Annotated in this window: 2 protein-coding genes and 1 pseudogene; all 3 read left to right on the top strand. The window is 62.1% G+C overall.

Going from position 1 to position 4,313, the window contains the following annotated elements:
* The first annotated feature begins 426 nt into the window (after positions 1-426).
* On the top strand, positions 427-966 hold the full coding sequence (locus OPU66_RS14695; RefSeq protein WP_498554395.1) for a hypothetical protein: 540 nt from the start codon (positions 427-429) through the stop codon (positions 964-966).
* A gap of 403 nt (positions 967-1,369) precedes the next feature.
* Entirely contained in the window at positions 1,370-2,272 is a 903-nt protein-coding gene (locus tag OPU66_RS14690; RefSeq protein WP_498554394.1) for a S8 family serine peptidase, read from the top strand.
* Between the two features lie 361 nt (positions 2,273-2,633).
* Positions 2,634-3,936: pseudogene (locus OPU66_RS14685) on the top strand (IS701 family transposase).
* The last annotated feature ends 377 nt before the right edge of the window (positions 3,937-4,313 follow it).

Raw genomic sequence — 4,313 nt, 5'->3', positions numbered from 1 at the left:
AACGCGGTGCTCGTCCATCCCCGCACTTCAACCACCGCCCCCGAGCCAAGCAAGGTGCCGTCAGAACACCGCTTACCTTTATCAGAGCGTTCGAGTGCCTTTTAGAGGGCTACGGCATAACCTTTCGCATGGGCTTGAAAAAGCGACGCCGACCGAAGGCGGCTAATAAATGATAGGCAGAATAACGCCATTGTGTATTGCCCTGATATGACTATTCTTATCCTCGATAAATTGAATTATTTTTCCGGCCATGGATCGAGTAAGCCCTGTATATTTTAGGACATATTGCATTGCCTTGTATCTGAACGAAAACTTACGGCTGAGCGTCCTAAGCTTCGCCCCGAGATGATCCGTTGAGCTATCGAGATCAGGACTGGAACCCTCGGCCGGAACGTCGAATATTTTCTTCGCCCCATGCGGACGCGCATGCTCGGTAATCTCGCCAACTGCGTCGCAGATCCGGACAATGTCTGTCTTGCCATATGCGCCTTCGCTAGCCGGACGGTGGATCTGGAAGGATGCACCAAGGTTTCCGAGCCGGACGAGGCACGCGACCTTGCGGCCGACGCCAAGGCGCTCAGCCAGTCAAGCTGCGACTTCGCTCGTCCCTCCATCATCTTCAGCGCTGATATCGGCATCCGTGTAACCATGGGGGTGGCCAATCTTGCGCAAAAAGCGCGGATGATTGTCTCTCGGTGCCAGCTCGTCATTGTAGCGCGCCCAGATGTCGCTCTCGGCACACTCGAAGCCCTCCAGCTCGGCGTGAAGACACGTTCCCATTGCAAGATCGACGATCGCAAATGCGCTGCCTGTGCCTCCCCCCTCTCGCGAAGGATGGACAGCACAGGTCGCCACCCATGCCGCTCCTGTGCTGCCTGCACGGTATACTTCTCCAGTACCGCCGATCTTTTCGCCCAACACTACCTTCAAACGCCAGCCTTGAACCAGCGAACGGGCCCACAGTGAGGCTTTATCCACGGAATTTCTCACCACTGGACCAAGTGGTTCTGACGCCTCTGAATCAAGGTGTGGTGTAACCGAGAGGCCCGCTAACCACTGCTGACTACTCGCACGGTCGTAGCGGATTGGTCCAAACTGGATGCTTACGGCCGCTCCCAGCCCGTGTGTCATGCGATAGACGTTGTATGGAAGCGACGTCGGAGGGAAGATCATGAGTAGTTGGGGGCGTGGTAATGATTCTATTCGACTTCGTGGGCTCGCCTTGGCGAGCGCCGCGTTGGTCTCAGCCTGCGGAGGCGGGGGCAGCTCGTCCGGCGAGGGCGTGACGGTCGTCCCTGGCCCGCCGACCGCCGGCCCGTCACCGATACCAACGCCTAACCCCACCGCGCCTCCGCCGACGGCTGAGCAGTTGGAATATCAGCGTTCCGGCGCGGCGGTCGCAGCCAATGCGGACGCCGCATATCGCGCGGGCGTCACCGGCCGGGGCGTCAGAATTGCGGTGATTGACACGGGCGTTACGCCGGGTCTGAGCGAGTTCGCCGGCAGGATCGATCCGGCGAGCGGCGACGTGGCGGGCAGCCGCGGGCTCGTGGACCACAACGGTCATGGGACATGGATGTCGTCGGTCGCGCTGGCGGCGCGCGACGGCCGGGGCATGCACGGCGTAGCGTTTGAGGCAACGCTGCTTTCCTTTAACGTTTCGACGCCCGGCGACTGCACGCCCCAAAGCTGCGCCACGAGACTGGACCACCTCGTCCAAGCCATCGATGCGGCTGTGGCCGCTGGCGCACGCGTCATCAATTTCTCCGCCGGGCTGGACGTGGCGTATCCCGAGATCATCGACGCGGTGCGCCGTGCCGCTGCCGCCGGGGTGGTAATGGTAGTCAGCGGCGGCAACAAAGCGGGCGCGGCCGAGCCGGACGAGCTAGCGCGCGCCATGGCAGAGGCCGGAGCGGGCCTGGTCATCATAGCAGGCGGGCATGATACGGTCGGTCGCGCGCATGCCCTCACCAATCGCGCAGGCGACGGGCCAGCCTCGGCCTGGTACCTCAGCGCGCTCTCCGTCAATGTCGCCGCTACCGGACGTGACGGTACAGTAACCTTCTTGTCGGGCTCATCGGCTGCCGCGGCGGCGATTAGCGGCGCGGTGGCCTTGATCGCGCAGGTGCGTTCAGATCTCACCGGAAAGCAGATCGTGTCCCTGCTCCTGAAGAATGCGACCGACGCCGGAGCGCCCGGTCGCGATCCCACATATGGTAACGGAAACCTGAACATCGCCGCCACGTTCGCTGCGCTGGAGGCCGAAAAGTAAGATTGCCTTCGCATGGTGCACGGAGCGGCAGGACGAGCAAGGATCCAAGCGAATGGTCTCTAAGACTGTCCCTCTTCGATCCTGCGTGCCGGAACCCCGACCTCGCCTCGAGCGTTGCACTCCATTTTCCCGCCGACAAAGAGTAGCACCTGTACGTACTCGAGGAGCTGCCGAACAGATCAACTACTGCCCCAGAATGCACTTTAAGTCCTTGATCGGTGTAATTCACATTGGATAGCCTGGATTGGAACGCCCTAGGGTATGGATCCAGGACCTAGCACTGCTTTGGCAGACGTTCATTTTTGAGATTCACAGGAGTCGCTTATCGTGATTCAAGATCGTCAGCGTGTGGAGGCTGGCGATGGTGGAAGCATGGCGGGATGAGCTGACGGATTGGCTAGCGCCTTTTGTGGGGATGTTGGGCGATCGGCGCAGGGCGCGGATGTGTCCGGCATATGTCGAGGGGTTGATCGGCCCTGGTGACCGCAAGAGTATGCAGCCGATGGCGATGCGTTCGCCGGGGATTGGCTACGATCAGCTGCACCATTTTATCGGCGGTGCCCTGTGGGACAGCGCGCCATTGGAGGAGGAACTCTGTCGGCAGGCCGATGGCCTTGTAGGTGGCAGCGATGCCTGGTTGATCATCGATGACACGGCTTTGCCCAAGAAGGGGCGTGCGTCGGTCGGCGTGGCTCCGCAATATGCCTCGGCGCTTGGCAAGAACGCGAACTGCCAGACCCTCGTGTCGGTGACGCTGGCATCGAACGAAGTGCCGGTCATGATCGGGTTGCGCCTGTTCCTGCCTGAGAGCTGGACCAGCGATGCGGCGCGGATGGACCGTGGCAAGGTTCCTGCAGAGGCGCGCGCCTATCGCACCAAGCCCGATATCGCCCTTGCCGAGATCGACCGCGTTCGCAGCGCTGGTGTGCGCTTCGGCGGCATATTGGCCGACGCTGGCTATGGCCTGTCCGGCCCGTTCCGGCAGGCTCTTACCGAGCGCGGTCTGACCTGGGCAGTGGGCATACCTTACAAGCAGAAGGTCTATCCGGCCGATGTTGCCATGATCTTCCCGGTTGCTGGCCGCGGACGGCCACGCAAGAACCATGTGCCTGACGTTGCTTCGCGTCCCGCCCAAGAAGTGCTCGAGAGCGCCAAGTGGCAGACCGTGACCTGGCGGCGCGGCACCAAGGGCAAGCTGTCGGCACGCTTTGCTGCCATGCGCGTGCGGGTGGCAGACGGCCCGCCGCAGCGGATCGGTGATCTCGGCCAGCAGCATCTTCCCGGCGAAGAGGTATGGTTGGTCGGGGAGCACCGCTCCACCGGCGAACGCAAATACTACCTCAGCAATCTGCCCGCCGACACACCGCTCAGGAAGCTGGCCGGCGCCATCAAGGCCCGCTGGGTCTGCGAGCAAGCCCATCAACAGCTGAAGGAAGAGCTCGGCCTCGATCACTTTGAGGGACGATCGTGGCAGGGACTTCACCGACACACCCTCATGAGCATGATCGCGTTCGCCTTCCTGCAAGCCCGTCGCCTCAGGGCAGCGGGTCGGAAAAAAAAAGAAGCCCGAGCCCGCCGCCGCAGCCGACCCTGCCTGCCATCAGGCAGGCAATCCTGACCCAACTCAGCCAGCCTCCGCCGCCAACATGCCCGCACTGTCGTAGACGATGGCGACGAATGATCCGCAGAAATCTGCCAAAGTAGTGCTAGGCTTCGTGGACAAAGTGTGTCCACAGGCTGATTGACGCGAGCGTGACAAAGCCGCGCGGCCCGCGCATCGAGGTCGCACTCTGCGGCTTTGTCGTACCGGGTTTTGACCCGGCGCCAGTTTTTGGGCTTGCTGAAGAGCCGCTCGATGAGGCCGCGCCGGCGGTACTTCACCCGTTCGTGAGGGATCGATATGCGCCGGTTCGCCATGGGCGGGATGACCGCTTCGACATCGGTGGCCGAAATCTCCGCGCGAACGTAAGCGGTGTGCTCAGGCCACGGCGGTCCACGGCATCAGCTCGCCGACCGCATTCGCGGGGTGACCGGCAGCAAG

It is taken from the genome of Sphingomonas sp. URJC2 (assembly GCF_059803575.1).
Note: the sequence above shows the minus strand (reverse complement) of the source record. Positions and strands in the feature narration are given on the sequence as shown.